The 26,202-nt window shown below is 40.2% G+C and carries 36 protein-coding genes; all 36 read right to left on the reverse strand.

Annotation, left to right across the window (positions count from 1 at the left end; all coding sequences use genetic code 11):
* Positions 1-163: 163 nt before the first annotated feature.
* The 36 genes from rpsK to rpoB all read right to left on the reverse strand — a co-directional run bounded on the left by rpsK (position 164) and on the right by rpoB (position 26,048).
* A complete protein-coding gene (rpsK, locus tag GMB86_RS12065; protein ID WP_155220304.1) occupies positions 164-556 on the reverse strand; it encodes a 30S ribosomal protein S11 in 393 nt (130 codons plus the stop codon).
* Between the two features lie 19 nt (positions 557-575).
* Positions 576-941: a 30S ribosomal protein S13 gene (gene rpsM / locus GMB86_RS12070; RefSeq protein ID WP_155220305.1), complete on the reverse strand. Its 366-nt coding sequence runs from the start codon at positions 939-941 to the stop codon at positions 576-578.
* An 18-nt stretch (positions 942-959) separates the two neighbouring features.
* Positions 960-1,073 (reverse strand): 50S ribosomal protein L36, encoded by a 114-nt coding sequence (rpmJ, locus tag GMB86_RS12075; protein ID WP_026688601.1) that lies wholly within the window; start codon positions 1,071-1,073, stop codon positions 960-962.
* A 33-nt stretch (positions 1,074-1,106) separates the two neighbouring features.
* On the reverse strand, positions 1,107-1,325 hold the full coding sequence (gene infA / locus GMB86_RS12080; RefSeq protein WP_132747132.1) for a translation initiation factor IF-1: 219 nt from the start codon (positions 1,323-1,325) through the stop codon (positions 1,107-1,109).
* A 23-nt stretch (positions 1,326-1,348) separates the two neighbouring features.
* Positions 1,349-1,642, reverse strand: a complete 294-nt coding sequence (locus GMB86_RS12085) for a KOW domain-containing RNA-binding protein (protein ID WP_155220307.1) — start codon at positions 1,640-1,642, stop codon at positions 1,349-1,351.
* Positions 1,643-1,659: 17 nt separating this feature from the next.
* Positions 1,660-2,409, reverse strand: coding sequence for a type I methionyl aminopeptidase (gene map / locus GMB86_RS12090; RefSeq protein WP_329602908.1), 750 nt, complete (start codon positions 2,407-2,409; stop codon positions 1,660-1,662).
* Positions 2,406-3,056 carry an adenylate kinase gene (locus GMB86_RS12095; protein WP_155220309.1) on the reverse strand — a complete coding sequence of 217 codons (651 nt, stop codon included), beginning with the start codon at positions 3,054-3,056 and terminating at the stop codon, positions 2,406-2,408. Before GMB86_RS12095 ends, map begins: the two co-directional genes overlap by 4 nt.
* A 32-nt stretch (positions 3,057-3,088) precedes the next feature.
* A complete protein-coding gene (secY, locus tag GMB86_RS12100; protein WP_155220311.1) occupies positions 3,089-4,375 on the reverse strand; it encodes a preprotein translocase subunit SecY in 1,287 nt (428 codons plus the stop codon).
* Positions 4,375-4,815 carry a 50S ribosomal protein L15 gene (gene rplO, locus GMB86_RS12105; RefSeq protein WP_155220313.1) on the reverse strand — a complete coding sequence of 147 codons (441 nt, stop codon included), beginning with the start codon at positions 4,813-4,815 and terminating at the stop codon, positions 4,375-4,377. Before rplO ends, secY begins: the two co-directional genes overlap by 1 nt.
* A 31-nt stretch (positions 4,816-4,846) precedes the next feature.
* Positions 4,847-5,035 carry a 50S ribosomal protein L30 gene (rpmD, locus tag GMB86_RS12110; protein ID WP_155220400.1) on the reverse strand — a complete coding sequence of 63 codons (189 nt, stop codon included), beginning with the start codon at positions 5,033-5,035 and terminating at the stop codon, positions 4,847-4,849.
* 13 nt (positions 5,036-5,048) lie between these two features.
* A complete protein-coding gene (gene rpsE / locus GMB86_RS12115) occupies positions 5,049-5,549 on the reverse strand; it encodes a 30S ribosomal protein S5 (protein ID WP_155220315.1) in 501 nt (166 codons plus the stop codon).
* A gap of 19 nt (positions 5,550-5,568) precedes the next feature.
* Positions 5,569-5,931 (reverse strand): 50S ribosomal protein L18, encoded by a 363-nt coding sequence (gene rplR, locus GMB86_RS12120; protein WP_155220317.1) that lies wholly within the window; start codon positions 5,929-5,931, stop codon positions 5,569-5,571.
* A 34-nt stretch (positions 5,932-5,965) separates the two neighbouring features.
* Complete coding sequence (gene rplF / locus GMB86_RS12125; protein WP_155220319.1) at positions 5,966-6,502, reverse strand: 50S ribosomal protein L6; 537 nt, start codon at positions 6,500-6,502, stop codon at positions 5,966-5,968.
* Between the two features lie 29 nt (positions 6,503-6,531).
* Complete coding sequence (gene rpsH / locus GMB86_RS12130; protein WP_155220321.1) at positions 6,532-6,930, reverse strand: 30S ribosomal protein S8; 399 nt, start codon at positions 6,928-6,930, stop codon at positions 6,532-6,534.
* Between the two features lie 30 nt (positions 6,931-6,960).
* Positions 6,961-7,146, reverse strand: a complete 186-nt coding sequence (locus GMB86_RS12135; RefSeq protein WP_141191467.1) for a type Z 30S ribosomal protein S14 — start codon at positions 7,144-7,146, stop codon at positions 6,961-6,963.
* A 23-nt stretch (positions 7,147-7,169) separates the two neighbouring features.
* The gene (gene rplE / locus GMB86_RS12140; RefSeq protein ID WP_155220323.1) at positions 7,170-7,709 is read right to left on the reverse strand and encodes a 50S ribosomal protein L5; all 540 of its coding nucleotides are present in this window, start codon (positions 7,707-7,709) and stop codon (positions 7,170-7,172) included.
* Between the two features lie 26 nt (positions 7,710-7,735).
* Positions 7,736-8,056, reverse strand: a complete 321-nt coding sequence (rplX, locus tag GMB86_RS12145; protein WP_155220325.1) for a 50S ribosomal protein L24 — start codon at positions 8,054-8,056, stop codon at positions 7,736-7,738.
* A 35-nt stretch (positions 8,057-8,091) separates the two neighbouring features.
* Entirely contained in the window at positions 8,092-8,460 is a 369-nt protein-coding gene (gene rplN / locus GMB86_RS12150) for a 50S ribosomal protein L14 (protein WP_141191470.1), read from the reverse strand.
* Positions 8,461-8,498: 38 nt separating this feature from the next.
* Positions 8,499-8,765, reverse strand: a complete 267-nt coding sequence (gene rpsQ / locus GMB86_RS12155; RefSeq protein ID WP_155220327.1) for a 30S ribosomal protein S17 — start codon at positions 8,763-8,765, stop codon at positions 8,499-8,501.
* An 18-nt stretch (positions 8,766-8,783) separates the two neighbouring features.
* Positions 8,784-8,987: a 50S ribosomal protein L29 gene (rpmC, locus tag GMB86_RS12160; RefSeq protein ID WP_141191472.1), complete on the reverse strand. Its 204-nt coding sequence runs from the start codon at positions 8,985-8,987 to the stop codon at positions 8,784-8,786.
* Positions 8,977-9,411 (reverse strand): 50S ribosomal protein L16, encoded by a 435-nt coding sequence (gene rplP / locus GMB86_RS12165; RefSeq protein ID WP_155220329.1) that lies wholly within the window; start codon positions 9,409-9,411, stop codon positions 8,977-8,979. The genes rpmC and rplP overlap by 11 nt, the downstream gene beginning before the upstream one ends.
* A gap of 2 nt (positions 9,412-9,413) precedes the next feature.
* Complete coding sequence (gene rpsC, locus GMB86_RS12170; protein WP_329602909.1) at positions 9,414-10,073, reverse strand: 30S ribosomal protein S3; 660 nt, start codon at positions 10,071-10,073, stop codon at positions 9,414-9,416.
* A gap of 3 nt (positions 10,074-10,076) precedes the next feature.
* Positions 10,077-10,418: a 50S ribosomal protein L22 gene (rplV, locus tag GMB86_RS12175; RefSeq protein ID WP_155220331.1), complete on the reverse strand. Its 342-nt coding sequence runs from the start codon at positions 10,416-10,418 to the stop codon at positions 10,077-10,079.
* Between the two features lie 19 nt (positions 10,419-10,437).
* Positions 10,438-10,716 carry a 30S ribosomal protein S19 gene (rpsS, locus tag GMB86_RS12180; RefSeq protein ID WP_155220333.1) on the reverse strand — a complete coding sequence of 93 codons (279 nt, stop codon included), beginning with the start codon at positions 10,714-10,716 and terminating at the stop codon, positions 10,438-10,440.
* 37 nt (positions 10,717-10,753) lie between these two features.
* A complete protein-coding gene (gene rplB, locus GMB86_RS12185) occupies positions 10,754-11,584 on the reverse strand; it encodes a 50S ribosomal protein L2 (RefSeq protein WP_155220335.1) in 831 nt (276 codons plus the stop codon).
* A gap of 29 nt (positions 11,585-11,613) precedes the next feature.
* The gene (rplW, locus tag GMB86_RS12190) at positions 11,614-11,904 is read right to left on the reverse strand and encodes a 50S ribosomal protein L23 (RefSeq protein ID WP_155220337.1); all 291 of its coding nucleotides are present in this window, start codon (positions 11,902-11,904) and stop codon (positions 11,614-11,616) included.
* On the reverse strand, positions 11,904-12,527 hold the full coding sequence (gene rplD / locus GMB86_RS12195; RefSeq protein ID WP_155220339.1) for a 50S ribosomal protein L4: 624 nt from the start codon (positions 12,525-12,527) through the stop codon (positions 11,904-11,906). Before rplD ends, rplW begins: the two co-directional genes overlap by 1 nt.
* Positions 12,528-12,544: 17 nt before the next feature.
* Positions 12,545-13,174 (reverse strand): 50S ribosomal protein L3, encoded by a 630-nt coding sequence (gene rplC / locus GMB86_RS12200; protein WP_155220341.1) that lies wholly within the window; start codon positions 13,172-13,174, stop codon positions 12,545-12,547.
* A gap of 31 nt (positions 13,175-13,205) precedes the next feature.
* Positions 13,206-13,514, reverse strand: coding sequence for a 30S ribosomal protein S10 (gene rpsJ, locus GMB86_RS12205; RefSeq protein WP_141191481.1), 309 nt, complete (start codon positions 13,512-13,514; stop codon positions 13,206-13,208).
* Between the two features lie 435 nt (positions 13,515-13,949).
* Entirely contained in the window at positions 13,950-15,137 is a 1,188-nt protein-coding gene (gene tuf, locus GMB86_RS12210) for an elongation factor Tu (protein WP_155220343.1), read from the reverse strand.
* Positions 15,138-15,296: 159 nt separating this feature from the next.
* Entirely contained in the window at positions 15,297-17,375 is a 2,079-nt protein-coding gene (gene fusA, locus GMB86_RS12215) for an elongation factor G (RefSeq protein WP_155220345.1), read from the reverse strand.
* 30 nt (positions 17,376-17,405) lie between these two features.
* Positions 17,406-17,876 carry a 30S ribosomal protein S7 gene (gene rpsG, locus GMB86_RS12220; RefSeq protein ID WP_141604576.1) on the reverse strand — a complete coding sequence of 157 codons (471 nt, stop codon included), beginning with the start codon at positions 17,874-17,876 and terminating at the stop codon, positions 17,406-17,408.
* A gap of 30 nt (positions 17,877-17,906) precedes the next feature.
* Positions 17,907-18,317 (reverse strand): 30S ribosomal protein S12, encoded by a 411-nt coding sequence (gene rpsL, locus GMB86_RS12225; protein ID WP_141191484.1) that lies wholly within the window; start codon positions 18,315-18,317, stop codon positions 17,907-17,909.
* A 103-nt stretch (positions 18,318-18,420) separates the two neighbouring features.
* Positions 18,421-18,672: a 50S ribosomal protein L7ae-like protein gene (locus GMB86_RS12230; RefSeq protein WP_155220347.1), complete on the reverse strand. Its 252-nt coding sequence runs from the start codon at positions 18,670-18,672 to the stop codon at positions 18,421-18,423.
* A 79-nt stretch (positions 18,673-18,751) separates the two neighbouring features.
* A complete protein-coding gene (gene rpoC / locus GMB86_RS12235; protein WP_155220349.1) occupies positions 18,752-22,381 on the reverse strand; it encodes a DNA-directed RNA polymerase subunit beta' in 3,630 nt (1,209 codons plus the stop codon).
* 145 nt (positions 22,382-22,526) lie between these two features.
* Positions 22,527-26,048, reverse strand: a complete 3,522-nt coding sequence (gene rpoB / locus GMB86_RS12240) for a DNA-directed RNA polymerase subunit beta (RefSeq protein WP_155220351.1) — start codon at positions 26,046-26,048, stop codon at positions 22,527-22,529.
* Positions 26,049-26,202: the final 154 nt, after the last annotated feature.

Raw genomic sequence — 26,202 nt, forward strand, 5'->3', positions numbered from 1 at the left:
AACCCTCCTTAAAAACGTCGAAACTTCGGTTAGATGGTCTAACCGAAATTCCCCGTATATTTCCCAACCCTGGGTATACGGTGTTAGCTTAATCAAAGCTGTCTCGTCCAATATTACGAATAATATCCATTATTAACAAATTTTCAAAAGATATACGTACAAACTAGACGCGACGACGTTTAGGCGGGCGACATCCGTTGTGAGGCACTGGAGTTACATCGCGTATAGCAGTCACTTCAAGACCAACCGCTTGAAGCGCACGAATTGCAGCTTCACGACCGGCCCCTGGTCCTTTTACGGAGACTTCAATCGTTTTCATACCATTTTCCATAGCTGTTTTACCAGCTGTTTCAGCAGCTGTTTGTGCAGCAAATGGAGTTGATTTACGAGAACCTCTAAATCCAAGGCCACCTGCACTTGCCCAAGAAATCGCATTACCGTGCGGATCCGTAATAGTTACAATTGTATTATTAAAAGTTGAACGAATGTGGGCAATACCACTTTCAATATTCTTTTTGACACGACGTTTACGCGTACGTTGTTGTTGTTTTGCCATGAACTTGTCCCTCCTTTACTTATTTTTTCTTGCCAGCGATTGTACGAGCTGGTCCTTTACGAGTACGTGCATTGTTTTTGGTGTTTTGACCACGAACGGGTAAACCACGACGATGACGGACTCCTCTGTATGAACCAATTTCGATTAGACGTTTAATATTGAGGGAAACTTCACGGCGAAGGTCACCTTCAATTTTGTATTTATCAATAACCTCACGAATGCGAGTTAATTCTTCTTCAGTAAGATCTCTTACGCGTGTATCTTCAGAAACCCCTGCTTTAGCAAGAATCTCTTGAGCTGTTGTTTTACCGATACCAAAGATATACGTTAATGAAATAACTACACGTTTTTCTCTTGGTACATCGACACCTGCGATACGTGCCATATATTAATACACCTCCTATTATCCTTGTTTTTGTTTATGTTTAGGATTTTCACAAATTACCATAACGGTACCTTTGCGACGAATCACTTTGCATTTTTCACACATTGGTTTGACTGATGGTCTTACTTTCATTGTGATACCCTCCTTTATAACGTAGAACTCTCATTACTTATGTCTGAAGGTAATTCGTCCACGTGATAAATCATATGGTGATAGTTCCACCGTCACTTTATCACCAGGCAAAATTCGAATGTAGTGCATACGAATCTTACCAGATACGTGAGCTAGTATCTTATGACCATTTTCTAACTCGACACGAAACATCGCATTTGGCAATGGTTCTATCACGGTGCCTTCCACTTCAATGACATCTTCTTTAGCCATCGACTGACTCACCCTTCCTCTAGTCACTGACTTTTTTCATTCATAAATTGTGCAACAGCAAAACGTATCTTTCCATTCGTGACACGTCCTGTTTCTTTAATACTCTCATATACTTCGTTCGAAACATAAGGCTCGAGGTCAAGATGGTTGATATTCTTTTTTTTAGCTTTATCAAATTTGCGTTTGTCTCCATCCGCAACTTCGACAAAACGATCATTAAGAATGTTAACAATAACACAATAACTGCCCGCTTCCCTGCCTTTTAAGACTTTAGCGATCTGTCCCGGGACAGGTTTTTCATCTGAGACACTTACCAATCAATCATCACCTTCACTTATGGCTTTGTCAAGATTTCATAACCGTTTTCTGTAATAACAATGGTATGTTCATAATGAGCTGCGTTTTTGCCGTCTTCAGTGACAATTGTCCAGTCATCAGCTTCAATGATATTCACAAAACGGCTTCCTGCATTCACCATAGGCTCGACTGCAAGGACCATACCTGGCAAAAGACGTGGCCCACGTCCTGGACGTCCAAAGTTAGGTATATCTGGTTCTTCGTGTAAGTCGCGACCAACCCCGTGACCAACAAGTTCACGAACAATGGAAAATCCATTGGACTCAACATATGTTTGGATAGCGTGGGATATGTTGGATAGTCCAACACCTGGCTTTGCTTGTTCCAAACCATGATATAAAGACGTTTCAGTTACTGAAAGAAGCTTGCGGTTTTTGTCAGAAATTGAGCCAACTGCAAATGTCCAAGCAGAATCGGCATGGAACCCCTGGTAACGTGCACCAACATCAATACTAATGATGTCACCTTCTTCAAGAATCCTTGAACCTGGAATGCCATGAGCAAGTTCATCATTTACGGAGGTACAAATACTTCCAATAAATCCATCGTAACCTTTAAAAGAAGGATAAGCATCCCGGTCTTTAATAAACTTTTCTGCTAAGCTATCAAGTTCAATTGTTTTTACACCAGGATAAATAGCTTTTTCAAGCTCCTTTAAGCATAAGGCAACAATTCTACCAGCAGCTCTAATTTTTTCAATATCACTTGTTGATTTCAGCTTGATCACTTAAGTTCTCCAAGAATATGTGCAACTGAGTGAAATACGTCTTTAATATCTTGGTTTCCATCAAGCGTTTTTAAATAGCCTTTTTGGCTATAAAAATCAAGTAAAGGTTGTTGTTGTTGAATGTTAACCTGCAAACGTTGCTGAACCGTATCCTCATGATCATCAGGTCGCTGCACAAGTGTAGCGCCGTCTTTATCACAAACGCCAGGGCGCTTAGGAGGATTAAACTCGATATGGTATGTCGTCCCACATTCAGGACACACACGACGACCTGTTAACCGTTTCATCAATTTACTTTGATCAACATCGATATAGAGTACAGCATCTATTTGACGATGGCTCTCTGACATAATTGTTTCCAAAGCTTCAGCTTGTAAAACAGTTCTTGGGAAACCATCAAGTAGAAAACCTTTTATGCAATCATCTTTACCTAAACGTTCACGAACAATACCAATCGTGACTTCATCTGGAACGAGATTACCTGCATCCATATATGATTTTGCTTCTTTTCCAAGCTCAGTTTGATCTTTGATTGCCTGCCTAAACATATCCCCAGTTGAGATATGAGGCAAATCGTAGTTTTCAACAATTTGTTCTGCCTGAGTACCTTTTCCGGCACCGGGTAGTCCCATAAGAATTAGGTTCATTCTACCCCTCCATCACAAGATTCATAAAAAGTCTATCTTTTCATAAATCCTTTATAATTCCTTTTAACGAGCTGACCTTCAATCTTTTTCATCGTATCCAAGGCTACACCGACAACGATGAGCAAACTTGTTCCACCAATACGAACACTAGTTGGAAGATTCCCTATATCAGCAAAAATCATGGGCAATAATGCAATAAGCGCCAAGAAAATAGAACCGATAAAGGTTAAACGGTATAGAATCGACGTTACAAACTCTTCGGTGTTTTTACCAGGCCTTATTCCCGGAATATATCCACCCTGCTTATTCAAATTATCCGCCATTTTTTCAGGATTAACTTGAACAAAAGTATAAAAGTAGGTAAAGGCAATAATTAATACCGCATAGATGATCATACCAGTTACTGTCGTATAGTCAAATACATTGGTAATCCAACGCGTGACAGCATTACTTGGGAAGAAACGAGCAATTGTAGGTGGTGTAATCATCAAAGAAATAGCGAAAATAACTGGAATTACGCCTGCAGCATTGACTTTTATCGGCAAATGCGTTGCTTCTCCAACATACGTTTTAGTCCCTATTGTACGTTTCGCGTATTGAATAGGTATTTTTCTTATTCCTTGTTGAACAAAAATGGTCCCTACAACAACAGCTAAGACAACAAGCAATATGACCAATAGTTCAAGGACTTGCAGGAACGTATTTGTAGCGTTTTGGAAGCGATCGATATAAATTTGATTTATACTCGTAGGTATACGAGCAACAATCCCAGCAAAGATAATAATTGAAATACCATTACCAATACCATGAGCCGTAATTTGTTCGCCTAACCACATTAAAAACGCTGTACCAGCCGTTAAAATTATAGCAATGGTTACGTAAGTCCATATAGAAGGATTTTCAACTAGTCCGGGGAATTGCGCGTTAAATCCAATTGAAAGACCGATGGCTTCGAAAAAGCCAAGAAATATCGTACCATATCTCGTTACTTGAGAAAGCTTACGACGCCCCATTTCACCTTGCTTTGACCATTCTGTAAACTTTGGCACAACATCCATCTGCAAAAGTTGCACAATGATGGATGAAGTGATGTAAGGCATAATACCCATCGAAAGAATCGAGAAGTTTTGCAGTGCCCCACCGCCAAAAGTATTAAACAAACCGAAAACACTTGAATCATTTAAATTAATGATATCAGTGTTAATGTTTGGTACCGGAATAAAGGTTCCGAGTCTAAAAATAATGAGCATTACAAGTGTAAAAATAATTTTGCGACGTATTTCTTTCACTCGCCACATACTGGAGATCGTCTGAAACATTAGATCACCTCAATGTTTCCGCCAGCCGCCTCAATTGCTTCTTTGGCAGAAGCAGAGAATTTGTGTGCTTTTACAGTCAATTTCTTGTCAAGTTGACCTTGGCCAAGAACTTTCACGCCGTCATTTAATTTACGAATGACACGGTTTTGTAAAAGCAATTCTGGTGTTACTTCTGTACCTTCATCGAATTTACTCAACGTTTCAAGGTTCACAAGGCTATACTCTTTACGTGTAGGGTTTTTAAAGCCTCGTTTTGGTAAACGCTGAATGAGAGGCATTTGTCCACCTTCAAATCCTGGGCGTACACCACCGCCTGAACGTGATTTTTGTCCTTTTTGACCACGGCCAGAAGTTTTACCAAGACCTGAGCCATATCCACGACCGACACGTTTGCGCGCATGGCGTGAACCTTCTGCTGCTTTTAATTCATGGAGTTTCATATTGGCACCTCCTCTTAATTAGTAATCTATATTATTCGTTAATTTCGTTAACCTCTAATAGATGTGATACTTTGTTAATCATACCACGGATTGCATCGTTATCTGGTTGAACAACCGTTTGGTTAGTTTTAGTAAGACCCAACGTTTTAACAGTTACGCGTTGAGACTCAGGACGACCAATAACGCTTCGTTTGAGGGTGATTTCAAGTTTGTTTGCCATTGTCATTTCCCCCTTATCCTAGCAATTCTGCTACTGATTTGCCACGCAATTTAGCAACATCTTCAGCACGTTTTAAGCTTTTAAGACCAGCAACGGTTGCACGAACCATGTTCGTAGGGTTGTTGGATCCAAGAGATTTAGAAAGAATGTCACCAAGACCTGCTAATTCGAGCACGGCACGAACTGGACCACCAGCAATAATACCAGTACCTTCTGAAGCTGGTTTCAACAACACGCTTCCTGCACCGAATCTACCTGTTACTTGGTGTGGGATGGTTGTATTAACAACTGGTACGCTAAACATATTTTTCTTAGCGTCTTCGATTGCTTTACGGATTGCTTCTGGAACCTCTTGGGCTTTACCAGATCCAAAACCAACATTACCTTTTTTGTCGCCTACAACGACTAAGGCAGCAAAACGAAAACGACGTCCACCTTTAACAACTTTTGCTACACGATTAATTGTAACAACACGTTCTTCTAATTCTGATTTGTTACGATCATTATTTGCCATGAATTCCCCTCCTTTTTTATTAGAATTTTAATCCTGCTTCACGGGCACTATCAGCAAGGGCTTTTACACGTCCATGATAAAGGTATCCGCCTCTATCAAACACGACTGTATCAACACCTTTTTCCAAGGCACGTTTTGCAATCAATTCGCCAACTTTTTGAGCTGCTTCTACGTTATTTCCTCTATCAATATCGAAATCTTTGTCAACAGAAGATGATGATACTACCGTAACACCTTTAGTATCGTCAATGAGTTGAGCATAGATATGTTTTGAAGAACGGAAAACATTCAAACGTGGTCGTTCTGTAGTTCCTACTACCCGACGACGAACGTGTTGATGTCTTTTTTTACGTGCGGCATTTTTATCTTGCTTTGTGATCATAGACTCAAGTCACTCCTTTCCGCTATAATGCTACTTATTTACCAGTTTTACCTTCTTTACGGCGTACGTGTTCGCCTTCGTAACGAATCCCTTTACCTTTGTAAGGTTCAGGTGGGCGAATTGAACGAATGTTAGCTGCAACAGCGCCAACACGTTCTTTGCTTATACCAAGAACAGAAACTTTGTTATTTCCTTCAACGTTTATCTCAATACCTTCTTCAGGTACGATTTCAACAGGATGTGAGTAACCAACGTTTAACACAAGATTCTTACCTTGTTTGCTAGCACGGTAACCTACACCAACAAGTTCAAGTTTCTTCTCGTAACCTTTCGTTACACCTTCAACCATGTTACTAATCAAACTGCTTGTTGTTCCGTGTAAAGAACGGTGTTGTTTTGAGTTCGTTGGAACAGAAACTACGATATGATTTTCTTCTTGTTTAATATTCATATCAGTATGAAACTTGTGGCTAAGTTCACCTTTAGGTCCTTTTACTGATACGTGATTGCCCTCGATCGTGACTGTAACATCGTTTGGTACAGCAGTAGGTCTTAAACCAATTCGAGACATCGTGACACCTCCATTCTTTGTATCTTTAATTACCAGACATAAGCAAGAACTTCGCCGCCAACTTGTTGTTTGCGAGCTTCTTTGTCCGTAATGATTCCTTTAGATGTTGATACGATAGCAACTCCAAGTCCACCAAGAACACGTGGCACTTCATTTGCTTTTGCGTAAACACGAAGACCAGGTTTACTGATACGTTTTAAACCAGTAATAACACGTTCGTTGTTAGATCCGTATTTTAAGAAAATACGAATGACACCTTGTTTAGCATCTTTAATGTATTCTACGTCTTTAATAAAGCCCTCACGCTTTAAGATTTCAGCAATTGCTTGTTTGACTCTTGAACCAGGTAGTTCTAACTGTTCATGTCGAACAGTATTCGCATTACGAATGCGAGTCAGCATATCCGCTACTGGATCTGTCATGACCATTCAAAACAACCTCCTTCCCTTAACTTGGTTTTACCAACTTGCTTTTTTTACGCCTGGAATTTGTCCTTTATATGCGAGTTCACGGAAGCAAATTCTGCATAATTTAAATTTCCGTAATACGGAATGCGGACGACCACAACGTTCACAACGTGTATATTCTTGAACAGCGAATTTTTTTTCACGTTGTTGCTTAATGATCATTGATTTTTTAGCCAAAATTATTCCCTCCTTGCAACGATTTATTTAGCGAATGGCATACCAAGAAGAGTTAATAGCTCGGCAGCTTCTTCGTCTGTATTTGCTGTTGTTACAACAACAATGTCCATGCCGCGTACTTTGCTCACTTTATCATAATCGATCTCAGGGAAAATAAGTTGTTCACGAACTCCTAGTGTATAGTTTCCACGTCCATCAAAAGCTTTTTTTGATACGCCACGGAAGTCACGTACACGAGGGAGTGATACTGTAACAAGTTTATCTAAGAAATCATACATACGTTCTTTACGTAAAGTTACTTTAGCTCCAATAGGCATTCCTTCACGCAATTTGAAACCTGCAATTGATTTTTTAGCACGAGTTACAACTGGTTTTTGACCAGCTAATGCAGTCAATTCTTCAACAGCACTATCAAGAGCTTTAGAATTTGAAACAGCATCACCGACGCCCATGTTTATAACAACTTTTTCTATTTTTGGAACTTCCATTACAGAAGAGTAGTTAAATTTTTCAACTAAAGCTGGAACAACTTCCTTCTGGTATTTCTCTTTGAAACGGCTCATGCGTTTACCTCCTTTCAAAGACGGCATTAATTATCGAATACTTCGCCTGATTTTTTGGCGAATCTCACTTTATTGCCGTTCTCTATTCTATAACCTACACGAGTAGGTTCGTTTGTTTTTGGATCAAGTGGCATCACGTTTGAAACATGAATAGGTGCTTCAAATTCAACAATACCACCTTGTGTACTCATTTGATTTGGTTTTGAGTGTTTTTTCACGACATTCACACCTTCAACAACCACACGTTGTTTGGATGGGAATGCTTCAAGAATGACACCTTGTTTACCTTTATCTTTACCAGAGATAACTTGGACCTTATCTCCTTTTTTAACATGTAAATGAGCCATGGAAGAGCGCACCTCCTTCTTTACTTACTTTGCGATTATAATACTTCCGGAGCGAGCGACACGATTTTCATGAACTGCCCTTCACGTAATTCACGTGCAACAGGTCCAAAAATACGCGTACCGCGTGGGCTTTTGTCATCACGGATAATGACAGCAGCATTTTCATCAAAGCGGATGTAAGAACCATCAGTACGGCGCATGCCTTGTTTTGTACGAACAACAACAGCTTTAACAACTTCGCCTTTCTTAACAACGCCTCCTGGTGTAGCTTGTTTAACCGAAGCAACAATCACATCACCAATATTAGCTGTCTTTCTTCCAGAACCACCGAGAACTTTAATTGTTAAAATTTCACGTGCTCCAGAGTTATCAGCAACTTTTAAACGGCTTTCTTGTTGAATCATTCAACGTTACCTCCCTTCAGCTTATCACCTGAAATAGGTTAGATAATAACTGCTTCTTCTACTATATCGACTAAACGGAAACGTTTGTCTTTTGAAAGTGGGCGTGTTTCCATAATTCTTACTTTATCACCGATTTTCGCTTTATTTTCTTCATCATGTGCTTTATATTTTTTAGAATATTTCACACGTTTTCCATAAAGCTTATCTTTTTTATATGTTTCAATTAATACTGTAATGGTTTTGTCCATTTTATCAGAGACAACACGACCAACATATTCTTTACGACTATTACGATCTTCAGTCATTCGGAAAACCTCCTCTCATCAACCGTTTTGGATTTTCAATTCACGCTCACGCAATACTGTTTTAGCACGAGCAATTGATTTTCTAACTTCGCGAATACGAGCAGGATTTTCCAATTGTCCCGTAGCTAACTGAAAACGTAAGTTAAACAATTCTTCTTTTAGGGACTGTACATTTTGTTCTACTTCAGCAGTGGTTAAATTACGAATTTCATTAGTTTTCACTTGCGTCACCACCCACTTCTTCCCGTTTTACGAATTTCGTTTTAACTGGTAATTTGTGTGATGCAAGACGAAGAGCTTCACGAGCTATGTCTTCTGTAACACCACCAACTTCAAATAATACACGGCCTGGTTTTACAACAGCTACCCAACCTTCAGGTGCCCCTTTACCGGAACCCATTCGAACTTCAAGAGGTTTAGCTGTGTAAGGCTTTTGAGGGAAGATTTTGATCCAAACCTTACCGCCACGTTTCATGAAACGTGTCATCGCGATACGAGCCGCTTCAATTTGACGGCTAGTTACCCATGAAGATGTTTGTGCTTGCAAGCCATAATCACCAAAAGTAACTGTTTGGCCGCCTTTCGTACGTCCACGCATTTTGCCACGATGTTGTCTACGATATTTAACACGTTTAGGCATTAACATGATTATTTTCCTCCTTCCTTATTTTTCGTTCCTTTCGTTGGAAGGACTTCGCCACGGTAGATCCAAACTTTAACACCAAGTTTGCCGTATGTTGTAGCGGCTTCAGCTGTACCATAATCGATATCAGCACGCAAGGTATGAAGTGGTACTGTACCTTCGCTATAGTCCTCAGAACGAGCAATATCAGCGCCACCAAGACGTCCTGATACTTGCGTTTTAATTCCTTTTGCTCCAGCTCTCATAGCTCTTGTAATTGTTTGTTTTTGAGCACGACGCCATGAAATACGTCCTTCTAATTGACGAGCAATATTTTCAGCGACAAGTTTTGCATCCATGTCGGCTTGTTTAATTTCAAAAATGTTAACATGCACTTTTTTGCCTGTTAAGTCATTAAGAGCTTTTCTTAAAGATTCAACTTCTGAACCACCTTTACCAATAACCATACCAGGTTTGGCAGTTTTGATGGTTACGTTGATGCGGTTAGCAGCACGTTCAAGTTCAATAGAAGAAACTGCAGCATCTTTAAGTCTAGTTTCAATATATTTACGGATTTTGATATCCTCATGGAGATATTCAGCATAATTTTTATCTGCATACCATTTGGATTCCCAATCGCGAATAACGCCAATTCTAAACCCTATTGGATTAACTTTCTGTCCCACGTATTATCCCTCCTTTTGTTCTGATACGATGACTGTAATGTGACTCGTACGTTTGTTGATTTTGCTTGCACGTCCCATAGCACGAGGTCGGAAACGTTTCAAAGTTGCGCCTTCGTCAACAAATGCTTTAGTTACAACTAAGTCATTAGCTTCTAAATCATAGTTATGCTCCGCATTGGCAATCGCTGAGTTTAATACTTTTTCAATGATAGGAGAAGCTGCCTTCGGTGTATTGCGAAGGATAGCAATCGCTTCACCAACTTGTTTGCCCCGAATAAGATCCATCACTAAACGTGCCTTACGAGGAGCAATACGTACTTGTTTTGCAACAGCTTTAGCTTGCATGTGTTATTCCTCCTCTCTATTAACGGCTCGTTTTTTTATCAGATGCACTGTGTCCGCGATACGTACGAGTAGGTGCGAATTCACCTAATTTATGTCCTACCATATCTTCAGAAACATAGACTGGCACATGTTTACGGCCATCATAAACCGCGATTGTGTGTCCGATAAAATCAGGAAAAATTGTTGAACGACGTGACCAAGTTTTGATCACTCTTTTTTCATTTTTTTCATTCATGTTTGTTACTTTGACCATTAGATGATCATCGACAAAAGGTCCTTTTTTAAGGCTACGACCCATGAATAGACCTCCTTCCTTATTAGAAAATTAATCGTTATTATTTTTTACGACGACGAACGATAAACTTATCTGAAGGTTTATTACGTTTTCTAGTTTTGTAACCAAGAGTTGGTTTACCCCAAGGAGACATTGGTGATTTACGTCCGATTGGTGCACGTCCTTCACCACCACCATGTGGGTGATCATTAGGGTTCATGACAGAACCACGGACCGTTGGACGTTTACCTAACCAACGAGAACGACCAGCTTTACCAACAGAAACGAGTTCGTGTTCTAGATTTCCAACTTGACCAATTGTTGCACGGCAAGTTTCAAGAATCATGCGAACTTCACCAGAACCGAGACGTACAAGAACGTATTTACCTTCTTTACCAAGGATCTGTGCTTCAGCACCAGCTGAACGTACAAGTTGACCGCCGTTTCCTGGTTTTAATTCGATATTGTGAATAATAGTACCGACAGGAATATTTTTAAGTGGTAAAGCATTACCTACTTTAATATCCGCATCTGCACCAGACATGATTGGTGTACCTACTTTGATACCTTTAGGTGCAAGAATATATCTTTTTTCACCATCAGCGTAGTTGATTAACGCGATGTTTGCTGTACGATTTGGATCATATTCGATTGTAGCAACGCGTCCTGGTATTCCATCTTTGTTACGTTTGAAGTCAATAATACGATACTTTCTTTTGTGTCCGCCACCTTGATGACGTACTGTCAATTTACCTTGGTTGTTACGACCAGCATTTTTAGATAGGCCAGTTACTAGAGATTTCTCAGGTTTATTTGTTGTAATCTCTGCAAAATCTAATGAAGACATGTTACGTCGACCATTAGAAGTTGGTTTATACTTTTTGATTGGCATGTCGGTTTCCCTCCTTCTCTATTTATTAATTAAACACCTTCGTAGAAGTTAATTTCATTGCTATCTGGTGTTAATGTTACAACCGCTTTTTTGCGTGCAGATGTATAACCAGAATAACGACCGAAACGTTTTGGTTTACCTTTAACGTTCAATGTGTTTACTTTAGAAACTTTAACGCCAAATATACCCTCAACTGCACGTTTGATTTCTGATTTATTCGCTTTACGGTCAACAACAAAAGTATATTTTTTATCAGCCATGATATCCGTTGAATGTTCCGTAATGACGGGGCGCTTAATAACATCACGTGGATCTTTCATTATCCTAGCACCTCCTCTAACTTAGCTGCTGCTTCCTTAGTTACAATCAATTTGTCGTGAGATACGACATCAAGAACATTTACTTCAGGAGCAGTTAGCACTGTTACACCAGGAATGTTACGAGATGATAAAACGACAGATTCGTCAAGCTCTGAAGTGACGATAAGAGCTTTTTTCGTTACCGATAAATTCGTTAGTACATTTGAAAACTCTTTTGTTTTAGGTGCTTCAAATGCTAGGTTATCAAGCACAACCACTTCATTATCTTTAACTTTAGAAGAAAGTGCCGATTTGATTGCTAGACGACGTGCTTTTTTAGGTAACTTGTAGCTGTAACTACGTGGTGTTGGTCCAAATACAGTACCACCACCTACCCATTGTGGTGATCGAATAGAACCTTGACGTGCACGTCCAGTTCCTTTTTGACGCCATGGTTTACGTCCGCCACCTCTTACTGCCGAACGATTTTTTGTTGCATGGGTACCTTGACGGCGTGAAGCTTGTTGCATCACGATGGCTTGGTATAAAACATGTTCATTTGGTTCAATTCCGAACACGCTATCTGCGAGTTCAATATTTCCAACTTCAGATCCTTTTTGATCTAATACAACTAATTTTGGCATGGAAGCATCCTCCTTTCTTATTTAGCTTTTACAGCACTTTTAATCGTAAGGTAGCTTTTTTTAGCTCCAGGCACGTTGCCTCTGATTAACAAGAGATTACGTTCAGTGTCTACTCTTACAATTTCAAGGTTTTGTACAGTGATTTGTTCTCCACCCATACGTCCTGGGAGAGCTTTACCTTTAAATACACGAGCCGCATCAACTGCACCCATTGAACCAGGACGACGGTGATAACGAGAGCCGTGTGCCATAGGTCCACGAGATTGGTTGTGACGTTTGATAGAACCGGCAAAACCTTTACCTTTTGAAGTTCCTGTAACATCAACAACGTCTCCAGATTTAAACAAATCTACTTTGATTTCTTGTCCGAGTTCATACTCGTCAAGATTTACATCACGGAATTCCTTAATGAAGCGCTTAGGCGCTGTTTTAGCTTTTTCAGCAAGACCTTTTTCTGGTTTAGTTGCGCGTGATTCTTTTTGATCATCGAAACCAACTTGAATAGCTGAGTAACCATCACTTTCAACAGTTTTCTTTTGAAGAACAACATTACTTGCTGCTTCAACAACTGTTACAGGGATTACATCACCGTTATCAGAAAAGATTTGTGTCATGCCGATTTTTTTCCCTAAGATTCCCTTGGTCATCCGTAACACCTCCTAATAATTTTATTTAATTTTATAATTTGATTTCAATGTCTACACCGGATGGAAGATCCAATCTCATTAATGAATCAACTGTTTGTGGTGTTGGCTCTACAATATCAATTAAACGCTTATGCGTGCGCATTTCGAATTGTTCTCGAGAATCTTTGTATTTATGAACAGCACGAAGAATAGTGTAGATTGATTTTTCAGTTGGCAATGGGATCGGCCCCGATACCTTTGCCCCCGAACGTTTTGCAGTGTCTACAATTTTTTCTGCTGATGAATCTAAAATACGATGATCATAAGCTTTTAAACGAATACGAATTTTTTGCTTTGCCATGATAATTCCCTCCTTTTCGTCCATTTTTGGAAACAGACTACTCCGCGAAAATATCCGAACACCCCACCTTGGCAAAGGAGCCGGGTGTGTCCGCAACCTTCCGCATCATCGCTATACCCAACCACTCTATTATACACTGGCCTAGGTGCCAGTGCAAGAGTAATCTCTAATAACTACTGTTTAATTTCACTTTGTCTATTATATAAAGTTTTGCTAGAAAGATCAAATGTTTTATGAAAGTATTTTATTCCTATTTTTTCCGTGTGCTTGACCTTAGTTAATGGATTTGATGTAGAAATGGGTTTTTTCATTTTTCTTTCTCTAATTCTAACTAGCAATTTGTAAACATACTTATCTATAAAAACCACTTTAATGGACATGTTTTTTGCATTAAAAAAGAGTGCCTGTTACGGCACTCTTTTGAAGATACAGTTATTATTCGCTGATTGATGCCACAACGCCAGCGCCTACAGTACGTCCGCCTTCACGAATTGTGAATTTAGTACCGTCTTCGATTGCGATAGGAGCGATCAATTCAACAGTCATTGTTACGTTATCGCCAGGCATAACCATTTCCACACCTTCAGGAAGGCTAATTGTACCCGTTACATCAGTTGTACGGAAATAGAATTGTGGGCGATAGTTAGAGAAGAATGGAGTATGACGACCACCTTCTTCTTTAGTTAAAACATAAACTTCAGCACTGAATTTTTTGTGTGCATTTACAGTACCTGGTTTTACGAGTACTTGACCACGTTCAACTTCAGAACGATCAACACCACGTAAAAGAGCACCAATGTTGTCACCAGCTTCAGCGAAGTCGAGAAGTTTACGGAACATTTCAACACCAGTTACAGTTGTTTTCTTAGGAGCTTCAGTTAAACCTAAGATTTCAACTTCGTCACCGACTTTAACTTGACCACGTTCTACACGACCAGTTGCAACTGTACCACGACCAGTGATTGAGAATACATCTTCGACTGGCATCATGAATGGTTTGTCAGTGTCACGTTCTGGAGTTGGGATGTATGAATCAACTTCGTTCATAAGTTCAAGAATAGCTTCTTCGTATTTAGCATCACCTTGAAGAGCTTTCAATGCAGAACCTTTGACAACTGGAACGTCATCGCCAGGGAATTCATATTCAGTAAGTAAATCGCGAACTTCCATTTCTACAAGTTCAAGTAATTCTTCGTCATCAACCATGTCGCATTTGTTTAAGAATACAACGATTGAAGGAACACCACATTGACGAGAAAGAAGAATGTGTTCACGAGTTTGTGGCATTGGGCCATCAGCTGCAGATACAACTAGGATAGCTCCGTCCATTTGAGCTGCACCAGTGATCATGTTTTTTACATAGTCAGCGTGTCCTGGGCAGTCAACGTGTGCATAGTGACGTTTTTCAGTTTCATACTCAACGTGTGCAGTTGAAATAGTAATACCACGTTCACGTTCTTCTGGAGCACCATCGATTGAATCGTAAGCGCGAGCTTCAGCACCACCAGATTTTGAAAGAACAGTAGTGATAGCTGCTGTTAGAGTTGTTTTACCATGGTCAACGTGACCAATTGTTCCAATATTAACATGCGGTTTAGAGCGTTCGTATTTTGCTTTACCCATGAGTATATTTCCTCCTTTAATCTCTAAAAGAAAGTTTTAAGTAATTTATTTGTAGTAAGAGGGGGACAAGCAGAGATCCACTGTCCACAACTTAGCTTACAATAAAACGAATGATTACACAACCAAAACTCATTAGTCATTTAAACTATTAAATGAGACTTATGCGCCAGTTGCTTTAGAAATGATCTCTTCACTAACAGATTTAGGAACTGCTTCGTAGTGATCAAATTGCATAGAGTAAGTACCACGGCCTTGAGTGCTTGAACGAAGCGTCGTTGCATAACCAAACATTTCTGCAAGTGGAACGTGTGCATTAACGACCTGCGCACCGGCACGAGCTTCCATACCATCAACGCGTCCACGACGGCTCGTAATATCACCCATAATGTCACCGAGATATTCCTCAGGCATTACAACTTCAACTTTCATAATTGGCTCAAGGATAACTGGATCACATGCGTCTTTAGCTTTTTTAAGAGCCATAGATGCTGCAATCTTAAAGGCCATTTCGTTTGAGTCAACATCATGATAAGATCCATCTACAAGTCTTGCCTTTACGTCGATTAATGGATAACCGGCTAGCAAACCATTTTGAAGTGAATCTTTTAAGCCGGCTTCAACCGCTGGAATATATTCACGAGGAACAACCCCACCGACGATTTTGTTTTCAAATACAAATCCGCCGCCTTCTTCAAGTGGTTCAAATTCGATCCAAACGTGTCCGTATTGTCCACGTCCACCTGATTGGCGAACAAATTTACCTTCAACTCTACCTGCTTTTTTAATTGTTTCACGGTAAGCTACTTGAGGTGCACCTACGTTAGCTTCAACTTTGAATTCACGGCGAAGACGATCAACAATAATATCTAAGTGAAGTTCACCCATACCACCGATGATTGTTTGGCCAGTTTCTTCATTAGTTTCCGTTTTGAAAGTCGGATCTTCCTCAGCAAGTTTAGCAAGAGCAGCACCCATTTTATCTTGATCTGCTTTTGATTTTGGCTCAATAGCAACGTGAATAACAGGTTCAGGGAATTCCATAGATTCAAGGATAACGAGATTTTTTTCATCACAGAGAGTATCTCCTGTTGTCGTATCTTTCAAACCTACGGCAGCCGCGATATCTCCAGAATAAACCGTTTTGATTTCATTTCTGTGGTTCGCGTGCATTTGAAGGATACGTCCCATACGTTCACGTTTACCTTTTGTTGAATTTTGAACATATGAACCAGCGTCAGCTGTACCAGAATAAACACGGAAGAATGTTAATTTACCAACATAAGGGTCGGTCATAACTTTAAAAGCAAGTGCAGAGAAAGGTTCTTTATCATCTGCATGACGCTCTACTTCTTCTTCAGTATCTGGGACAACACCTTTGATAGATGGAACATCAAGTGGTGAAGGAAGGTAGTCGATAACTGCATCAAGAACAAGTTGAACCCCTTTGTTTTTAAAAGCGGATCCACAAAGCATTGGATACAATTTAACATCACAAGTACCTTTACGGATACCAGCTTTGAGTTCTTCTACAGTGACTTCTTCACCTTCAAGATATTTCATCATTAAATCTTCATCAAGTTCACAAACTGCTTCGACAAGTTTGTCGTGGTATTCTTGTGCTTGATCTTTATATTCATCAGGAATTTCACGCGCATCCGTTCTAGTTCCCAAGTCATCTTCATAGAAATAAGCTTTCATTTCTACTAAATCAATGATTCCTTCGAAGTTATCTTCAGCTCCGATTGGAAGTTGAATTGGGTGTGCATTTGCTTGAAGACGATCGTGCATGGTCTTCATAGAGTACAAGAAATCAGCACCGATTTTATCCATCTTATTAACAAACACGATACGTGGAACGCCGTATGTTGTTGCTTGACGCCAAACTGTTTCCGTTTGCGGTTCAACACCTGACTGTGCATCTAGTACAGCGACAGCGCCATCAAGTACACGGAGTGAACGTTCAACTTCTACAGTAAAGTCTACGTGTCCAGGTGTATCAATGATGTTGACACGGTGGTTATTCCACTGAGCTGTTGTCGCAGCTGACGTAATCGTGATACCACGTTCTTGTTCTTGCTCCATCCAGTCCATTTGTGAAGCACCTTCATGTGTTTCACCAATTTTGTGGATACGACCCGAATAGAAAAGGATACGCTCTGTTGTTGTTGTTTTACCAGCATCAATGTGTGCCATGATGCCGATATTACGAGTCTTTTCCAAGGAGAATTCTCTAGCCATGTTGTTCTCTCCTTCCTTTTAGTATTTTTCTTACCAACGATAGTGGGCGAATGCTTTGTTAGCTTCGGCCATTTTGTGCATATCTTCACGTTTTTTAACTGAAGCACCCGTATTGTTAGAAGCATCGATGATTTCGTTAGCAAGTCTTTCTACCATCGTTTTTTCACCACGAAGACGTGAGTAATTCACGAGATAACGAAGACCAAGTGTTGTACGGCGTTCTGGACGTACCTCCACTGGTACTTGGTAGTTTGAACCACCTACACGGCGAGCTTTAACTTCTAAAACAGGCATAACGTTTTTAAGTGCCTGATCAAAAACTTCCATAGGGTCTTGATTAGTACGTTCTTTGACTAAATCAAATGCTTTATAAAGGATTGTTTGGGCAATTCCTCTTTTACCGTCTTTCATAATTCGGTTGATTAAACGAGTAACAAGTTTTGAATTGTAAAGCGGATCTGGCAATACATCACGCTTTTCAACAGGACCTTTTCTTGGCATTATAACCCCTCCTTTCAATTTTATTTAAAATTATTTAGGTTTTTTTGCGCCGTATTTTGAACGACCTTGTTTACGGTCATTAACAGCTGCTGTATCAAGAGCTCCACGTACGATGTGATAACGTACACCAGGAAGGTCTTTTACACGACCACCACGAATAAGGACAACGCTGTGTTCTTGTAAGTTATGACCAATACCAGGGATATAAGCGTTCACTTCAATGTTGTTTGACAAACGAACACGTGCATATTTACGAAGCGCTGAGTTCGGTTTCTTTGGAGTTAACGTACCAACACGAGTACATACACCACGTTTTTGTGGAGAAGATTCGTTTGTTAAAGATTTTTTGAAGCTATTATAACCTCTGTTAAGTGCTGGTGAATCTGATTTTTTCGTTTTAGACTTACGTCCTTGACGAATAAGTTGATTAATTGTAGGCATTATTTTTTCCTCCCTTCAAATATTTTAAACCCACTGATCCAGGCGGTTCATTTTTGATCAAAAAATTTGTTTTTGCACAATTAAAAAACTTGCCGCAAAAACATTATCTTTTTATAGCGACCGCTGCTGCGCCAACATCAATGCCACAAGCTTTACCAAGCTTCTTCATTGAGTCAACTACATGTATCGGTACATTTAGCTGTTTAGCTAGTTCTATGACTTTATTGATCACACGATAATCAGCGTCTTCAGCAATAACAACTTCTTTAATTTGGTTGTCTTTAAGAGCTTTAAGCGCCTGCTTCGTACCAATAATTATTCCGCTTTTCGCCTGTGTTACTTTATCATAAGACATACTGATATCCTCCAAAGCAACAAGGTGTCAGGAGCACTCAGTAATAATAACACCGAGCACTCCTCCTTGTCAATACTCTTTAACTTTCTTGATTTACAAGTTCTTCTTTTTCAACCGCTTGGCCTTCGTTTTTCTCTTCAGGCTCCATTGGTTTAGCCATTTTGATGTCACGATAGTTTGGCATTCCTGTTCCTGCTGGAACAAGTTTACCAATGATAACATTCTCTTTTAAGCCGAGAAGTTCATCGCTTTTACCTTTGATAGCAGCATCCGTAAGAACACGTGTTGTTTCCTGGAAGGATGCAGCAGATAAGAATGATTCAGTTTCAAGAGATGCTTTTGTAATCCCAAGTAGAACAGGTCTTCCCGTTGCAGGAACATTTTCTGCAACTAATACATCCCTGTTAACGTCTTTGAATGCATGAATATCTACTAAAGCACCTGGCAAGATATTTGTATCACCAGAATCTGTCACTCTAATTTTACGCAACATTTGACGTACCATGACCTCAACGTGTTTATCGCCAACTTCTACCCCTTGCATACGGTATACTTTTTGAACTTCTCGAAGGAGATATTTTTGTACACCAGAGACACCAGCTACATGAAGTAGTTCTTTTGGATCAATAGATCCTTCCGTTAGAACCTGACCTGGTACAACTTCATCGCCAATAGCTACTTTTAATCTCGCACCTAGAGGTACTGTGTAACTGCGTGATTCAAGTTCTCCTTGAATAGTCACTTCACGTTTATCTTTGAGCTCATTGATGGCTGTTACTTTACCGGATAGCTCGGTAATTGTTGCTTGCCCTTTTGGATTTCTTGCTTCAAATAGCTCTTGAATACGAGGAAGACCTTGTGTGATATCATCACCAGCAACCCCACCAGTGTGGAATGTACGCATGGTTAACTGTGTACCTGGTTCACCGATAGACTGTGCAGCAATAATACCAACAGCTTCACCAACTTCAACTTCCGAGCCTGTTGCTAAGTTACGGCCATAGCATTTTTTACATACGCCATGTCGTGTTGCACATTTGAACACTGAGCGAATGCTCACTTCATCGATGCCGGCGCCAACAATTTTAGTAGCCGTATCTTCATCAATTTCTTCGCCTTTTTTCACAAGAATTTCATCGTTCTCAGGGTTATATACCGTTTCGTGTGCTGTACGCCCAACTAAACGATCATATAAGCTCTCAATTTCTTCATTACCTTCTTTAATCGCACGAACAACGAGCCCTTGGTCCGTTCCACAGTCTTCTTCACGCACAATAACATCTTGTGCCACATCAACAAGTCGACGAGTCAAGTAACCTGAGTCAGCCGTTTTAAGGGCCGTATCAGCAAGACCTTTACGGGCACCGTGTGTGGAGATGAAGTATTCTTGAACGGTTAATCCTTCACGGAAACTAGAACGAATTGGAAGTTCAATGATACGTCCAGATGGGTTTGCCATCAACCCACGCATACCAGCGAGTTGAGTAAAGTTAGAAGCATTACCACGAGCTCCCGAATCACTCATCATGAAAATTGGGTTCGTTTTTTCAAGAGAGTTCATCAGTTTGGCTTGGATGGTATCCTTCGCACGACTCCAAATGGAGACCACGCGTTCATAACGTTCTTCTTCCGTTATAAGACCTCTTCTGAACTGTTTTAATACTTTATTGACTTTTTCTTCAGCTTCGTTAAGAATATCTTGTTTCTCAGGTAACACGATAATATCCGCAACACCTACTGTGATCCCTGCTTTAGTTGAATAGGCAAAACCAAGCGATTTCATGCGGTCAAGCATTTTGGATGTTTCGGTCATTCTGAAACGTTTAAATACTTCAGCAATGATGTCACCGAGCATGCCTTTTTTAAATGGTGAAATTTCATCACGTGCTTTTATTTCATCAACGACGTTCGTTCCCATTGGGACAAAGTATTTGTCCGGCGTTGCAACTTCTAGATTGTATTTCGTCGGTTCATTCATGTAAGGGAATGATTTAGGTAAGATCTTATTAAAGATTAACTTACCAACCGTGGTTAATAAATACTGCTTATTTTGTTCTTCTGTAAAAGTCTCATTATTAACAGCTGAAGCTGGTACGGCAATACGAGTATGCAAGTGTACATAGCCGTTTTGATAAGCCATAATGGCTTCGTTGTCGTCTTTAAAGACTTTTCCTTCACCGATAGCCCCTTTTCTTTCAAGGGTTAAGTAATAGTTTCCAAGCACCATATCCTGTGAAGGTGTAACAACTGGTTTACCATCTTTCGGATTCAAGATATTTTGTGCAGCTAGCATGAGCAATCTTGCTTCCGCTTGTGCTTCTGCGGATAGAGGTACGTGAACAGCCATTTGGTCCCCATCAAAGTCAGCGTTGTAAGCTGTACATACGAGTGGGTGCAAACGAATAGCTCGGCCCTCAACGATTGTAGGTTCAAAAGCTTGTATTCCTAGTCTGTGCAGCGTCGGTGCACGGTTAAGAAGAACTGGATGCTCCTTAATAACTTCCTCAAGAACGCCCCAAACGTCTGGATGAATTTTTTCAACCTTACGTTTTGCACTTTTAATATTATGGGCAATCCCTTTAGCCACAAGTTCTTTCATGACAAACGGTTTGAATAGTTCAAGTGCCATTTCTTTTGGCAATCCGCATTGGTACATATGAAGATTTGGACCAACGACGATAACCGAACGACCTGAATAGTCAACACGTTTACCAAGAAGGTTTTGACGGAAACGTCCTTGTTTCCCTTTCAACATATGAGATAACGATTTTAACGGACGGTTACCTGGACCTGTTACAGGTCTGCCACGGCGACCATTATCGATTAATGCATCGACAGCTTCTTGTAGCATACGTTTTTCGTTTTGTACAATAATGCTAGGTGCACCTAAATCAAGCAACCGTTTTAAACGGTTATTACGGTTAATAACTCGACGATAAAGATCATTTAAGTCAGAAGTTGCAAAACGTCCACCATCTAATTGAACCATCGGTCTAAGTTCTGGTGGTATAACCGGAAGAACATCTAAAATCATCCAAGACGGTTCATTTTCTGAATTTCTGAACGCTTCAAGAACTTCGAGACGTTTGATTGCACGTGTACGACGTTGACCTTGAGCTGTGTGGAGTTCCTCTTTTAAGGCATCTGCTTCTTTTGCTAATTCAACATCTTGGAGAAGTTTTTTTATGGCTTCTGCACCCATACCTGCTTTAAATGTATTACCGTATTTTTCACGATAATTACGATATTCTTTTTCGGATAACAATTGTTTTTTCTCAAGTGGCGTATCGCCAACATCGGTAACAACATATGATGCAAAATAGATAACTTCTTCTAGAGCACGAGGTGACATGTCTAATAGAAGGCCCATACGGCTTGGTATTCCTTTAAAATACCAAATATGTGAAACAGGTGCAGCTAATTCAATGTGACCCATCCGTTCTCGACGTACTTTTGCACGTGTCACTTCAACACCGCAACGGTCACATACAACACCTTTGTATCTTACACGTTTATATTTACCACAGTGACACTCCCAGTCTTTTGTTGGGCCGAAAATACGCTCACAAAAAAGACCATCCTTTTCTGGCTTAAGTGTTCGGTAGTTTATTGTTTCTGGTTTTTTTACTTCCCCGCGTGACCATGATCTTATTTTATCTGGTGATGCAAGACCAATTTTCATGTACTCAAACTTATTAACATCCAACAAGGGGGCAACCTCCCTTATAAATTCAGTGTTTTATTATCGTTCACCGAGAATTAGAATAAACAATCCAAAATGTCATCTCAAAGAATTTTGCTTAGAGAAAAGAATTTAACCAACGACGAACGAAGTCGCCGTTGGAAATTCATTATTATACATTCACACTTGCGTTTTCATTTGCAGGTTCCTCTTCGTCATCAATATCACGGATATCAATCTCTTCTTTGGTGCCAGAGAGAATCTTAACATCCATACCTAGACTTTGTAGTTCTTTAATTAATACTTTAAAGGACTCTGGAACACCTGGTTCAGGTACATTTTCACCTTTAACAATAGATTCATATGTTTTCACACGACCCACGACGTCATCCGATTTAACAGTAAGAATTTCTTGTAATGTGTAAGCAGCACCATAAGCTTCAAGTGCCCAAACTTCCATTTCCCCGAAACGTTGTCCTCCAAATTGTGCTTTACCACCAAGAGGTTGCTGCGTAACGAGTGAATATGGACCTGTAGAACGTGCATGTAGTTTATCATCAACCATGTGCGCAAGTTTAATCATATACATGATACCAACTGATACACGGTTGTCGAATGGTTCCCCTGTTCGACCGTCATAAAGTACGGTTTTCCCGTCTCTTGACATACCTGCTTCAGCAAGTGTATCCCAAACATCGTCTTCTCGAGCACCATCGAATACAGGTGTTGCAACTTTCAAACCAAGTTCTCTTGCAGCCATACCAAGGTGCAATTCGAGTACTTGACCGATGTTCATCCGTGATGGTACCCCGAGAGGATTTAACATGATATCGAGAGGTCGACCGTCCGGCATAAACGGCATATCTTCTTCAGGTAATATACGAGAGATAACCCCTTTATTACCGTGACGTCCAGCCATTTTATCCCCTTCGTGTATTTTACGTTTTTGAACAATATATACACGAACAAGTTCGTTTACACCTGGTGGTAATTCATCACCGTCTTGACGATTGAAGATTTTCACATCGTGGACAATACCGCCTCCACCGTGAGGAACTCTTAGTGATGTATCACGTACTTCACGCGCTTTTTCTCCAAAAATGGCGTGAAGCAGTCTTTCTTCTGCTGTGAGCTCAGTAACTCCTTTTGGTGTTACCTTACCCACAAGTATATCTCCATCTTTCACTTCCGCACCGACTCGAATAATACCTCGGTTGTCGAGATTATGCAAAGCGTCTTCCCCAACGTTCGGGATATCACGCGTAATTTCTTCTGGTCCGAGTTTCGTGTCACGTGCATCCGATTCATATTCTTCTATGTGAATCGATGTATAGACATCATTTTTCACGAGATTCTCGCTCATGATGATCGCATCTTCATAGTTATAACCATCCCAAGTCATGAAGCCAACAAGGACGTTACGACCTAAGGCTAATTCACCTTTATCCATGGATGGACCATCTGCAAGGATTTCACCCTTATCAACAACCGTACCTTTTTCAACAATCGGTACTTGATTATAGCAGGTTCCTTGGTTAGAACGTTCGTATTTTTGAAGTTTATAAGTTACGAGGTCACCCTCGACATCTCGTCCACCTACTTCTTCAATGGTACGGATCTTAATGTATTTAGCTGATACATACTCAACGCGTCCACGATGCTTAGCACGAATAGCAGCACCTGAATCTCTCGCTGATACATATTCCATCCCTGTTCCAACGATTGGTGAATCTGGAACAAGTAGTGGAACCGCTTGACGTTGCATGTTCGCACCCATCAAGGCACGGTTAGAGTCATCATTCTCCAAGAACGGAATACATGCCGTAGCGGCAGATACTACCTGTTTCGGTGAAACGTCCATGTAGTCTACACGTTCTTTTTTAACAACGATGTTTTCACTACGAAAACGTGAAATGATCTCGTCTTCTACAAAATAACCATCATCATCAAGTTTGGCATTGGCTTGAGCAACAACATAATTATCCTCTTCGTCTGCCGTTAGATAATCAATATGTCCCGTTACTTTACCCGTTTCAGGGTCCACTCGACGATACGGTGTTTCAATAAATCCAAATTTATTTACTCTCGCATAACTAGAAAGCGAGTTAATTAACCCGATGTTCGGGCCCTCAGGTGTTTCAATCGGACACATACGACCATAGTGAGAGTAGTGAACGTCACGAACTTCAAATCCAGCACGTTCTCTAGTCAATCCACCTGGTCCGAGGGCTGAAAGACGACGTTTGTGCGTAAGTTCAGCAAGTGGGTTCGTTTGGTCCATGAATTGAGAGAGCTGAGAACTACCAAAGAATTCTTTTATCGATGCGATAACCGGTCGAATGTTGATTAATGCTTGAGGCGTAACTGCATTTGTATCTTGAATCGACATTCTTTCACGTATCACACGTTCCATTCTGGATAAACCAATTCTAAATTGGTTTTGTAATAATTCACCAACGGATCTTAGACGACGATTACCTAAATGATCAATGTCATCCGTGTCGCCAATCCCGTGCAATAAATTAAAAAAGTAATTAATTGAAGCTAAAATGTCTGCTGGAGTAATGTGTTTAACTGATGTGTCAATTTTCCCATTACCCATGACTTTGATTATTTTATCGCCGTCTTCATCATTAGGAGAATAAACGCTAATTGATTGAACAGTGATATTTTGTCCTTCTGCTACACCATCTGCTGGTGTATAATCGTTGTAGCCCATTTTCTCTTCAATAATAGGTAATAGGCGGTCTAACATACGACGGTCAAGCAAGGTGCCTTCATCGGCAACAATTTCACCCGTTTCAGGATCAATCAACTTTTCTGCTAGTCTTTGATTAAAAAGACGATTCTTAATGTGAAGTTTTTTATTAATTTTATACCGTCCAACATTCGCTAAATCATAGCGTTTTGGATCAAAAAAGCGACTTTCTAGTAAACTTTTTGCATTATCCACTGTTGGCGGCTCACCAGGGCGAAGACGTTCATAAATTTCGATCAACGCTTTTTCTGTACCTTCAGTATTATCCTTTTCTAAGGTATTCTTAAGGTATTCATCTTCACCTAGTAAATCGATGATTTCTTGATCAGAGCCAAACCCTAATGCACGTAAGAGCACGGTCACTGGAAGTTTCCTTGTCCGATCTATTCTTACATAAACGACGTCTTTGGCATCTGTCTCATATTCTAACCAAGCGCCGCGGTTTGGAATAACAGTAGCGGTAAAGCCTAGTTTACCATTTTTATCGAACTTTTCATTGTAGTATACGCTAGGCGAACGAACAAGCTGAGATACAATAACACGCTCAGCTCCATTGATTATAAAAGTTCCCGATTCTGTCATTAACGGGAAATCTCCCATAAAGACCTCTTGTTCTTTAACTTCCCCGGTTTCTTTGTTAATGAGACGTACTTTTACTCTCAGCGGCGCAGCGTAAGTCACATCGCGAGACTTAGATTCATCAACTGAATACTTCGGTTCTCCTAAGCTATAGTCAATAAACTCTAAAACAAGATTGCCAGTAAAGTCTTCTACTGGAGAAATGTCTTGAAACATTTCCCTGATGCCCTCATCAAGAAACCACTGATATGAGGCTGTTTGAATTTCAATGAGATTAGGGAGTTCTAACACTTCTTTTATTCGCGCATAACTCCTGCGTTGGCGGTGCCGTCCGTATTGTACGAGTTGACCTGTCAACTGATTCACCCCTCAAATCATGCATATTGAAAAATCGGTAAACGACTATATTTGCTTACCGTGATACAAAAACATTTGATTAGTATAACCACTATTTTATAAAACTATACACCTAAAAAAGTGCATTTTATTGGCATTTAGTTATATTAACACA

Origin of the sequence: Terrilactibacillus tamarindi, from assembly GCF_009718825.1 — a bacterium.
GTDB classification, from domain to species: domain Bacteria; phylum Bacillota; class Bacilli; order Bacillales; family Sporolactobacillaceae; genus Terrilactibacillus; species Terrilactibacillus tamarindi.